2 protein-coding genes are annotated in these 1,499 nt (G+C 68.9%); both read right to left on the reverse strand.

Going from position 1 to position 1,499, the window contains the following annotated elements; genetic code table 11:
• Positions 1-924: electron transfer flavoprotein subunit alpha/FixB family protein (locus tag AAHB17_RS24410; protein WP_342133658.1), on the reverse strand; the 924-nt coding region annotated here is incomplete at its 3' end.
• A 2-nt stretch (positions 925-926) separates the two neighbouring features.
• The coding region (locus AAHB17_RS24415) for an electron transfer flavoprotein subunit beta/FixA family protein (protein WP_342133659.1) at positions 927-1,499 on the reverse strand (573 nt) is incomplete at its 5' end.

Below are 1,499 nucleotides of genomic sequence, written 5' to 3' on the forward strand. Positions count from 1 at the left end.
CTTGACCAGCTCCGGCACGGCCGTGAACAGGTCGGCCTCCAGGCCGTAGTCGGCCACGCTGAAGATCGGCGCCTCGGGGTCCTTGTTGATCGCCACGATCACCTTGGAGTCCTTCATGCCCGCCAGATGCTGGATGGCGCCCGAGATGCCGGCGGCGATGTACAGCTGCGGTGCCACGATCTTGCCCGTCTGCCCCACCTGCCAGTCGTTGGGCGCGTAGCCCGCGTCCACCGCCGCGCGGCTGGCCCCCAGGGCCGCCCCCAGCTTGTCCGCCAGCGGCGTCATGACTTCGTTGAACTTCTCGCTGCTGCCCAGTGCCCGGCCACCCGAGACGATGATCTTGGCCGCGGTCAGCTCGGGGCGCTCGCTCTTGGCGATCTCGTTGCCCAGGAAGCGGCTCTTGCCGCTGTCGGCCTGGGCCGCTGCGGTTTCCACGGCTGCGCTGCCACCGGTGGCCGCTGCGGCGTCAAAGCCGGTGGTGCGCACCGTCACCACGTGCGTGGCGTCGGTGCCTTGCACGGTGGCGATCGCGTTGCCGGCGTAGATCGGGCGCTCGAAGGTGTCGGCGCTGATCACCTTGGTGATGTCGCTGACCTGCGCCACGTCCAGCCTGGCCGCCACGCGCGGGGCCACGTTCTTGCCCGAGGCCGTGGCCGGGAACAGGATGTGGCTGTAGCCGCCGGCGATGGCCAGCACCTGCGCGGCCACGTTCTCGGCCAGCCCGTGGGCCAGGCCTTCGGCGTCGGCGTGGATGACCTTGGCCACGCCGGCGATCTGGGCCGCTTGTGCCGCTGCGGCGCCGGCGTTGTGCCCGGCCACCAGCACGTGCACGTCGCCACCGCAGGCCAGGGCCGCGGTCACGGTGTTCAGGGTCGCGCCTTTGATGCTGGCGTTGTCGTGTTCGGCAATAACAAGTGCGGTCATGGTCAGATCACCTTCGCTTCGTTTTTCAGCTTGTCCACCAGCGCGGCCACGTCGGCCACCTTGATGCCGGCCTTGCGCCCCGCGGGCTCGGCCACCTTGATCGTCTTCAGGCGCGGCTTGACGTCCACGCCCAGGTCTTCGGGCTTGACCACGTCCAGCGGCTTCTTCTTGGCCTTCATGATGTTGGGCAGCGTCACGTAGCGCGGCTCGTTCAGGCGCAGGTCCGTGGTGATGATGGCCGGCAGCGTGATGGACAGGGTTTCCAGACCACCATCCACCTCGCGCGTGACCTTGGCCTGGCCGTCGGCGACTTCGACCTTGCTGGCGAAGGTGGCCTGCGGCAGGTCGGCCAGGGCCGCCAGCATCTGGCCGGTCTGGTTGGCGTCGTCGTCGATCGCCTGTTTGCCCAGGATCACCAGGCCGGGTTGTTCCTTGTCGACCAGGGCCTTGAGCAGCTTGGCCACGGCCAGCGGCTGCAGTTCCTCGGCGGTTTCCACCAGGATGGCGCGGTCGGCACCGATGGCCATCGCGGTGCGCAGGGTTTCCTGGCACTGCGTCACGCCGCAGCTCACGGC

The sequence above is a fragment of the Hydrogenophaga sp. OTU3427 genome (assembly GCF_038440225.1).
In the GTDB taxonomy this organism is placed as follows: domain Bacteria; phylum Pseudomonadota; class Gammaproteobacteria; order Burkholderiales; family Burkholderiaceae_C; genus Hydrogenophaga.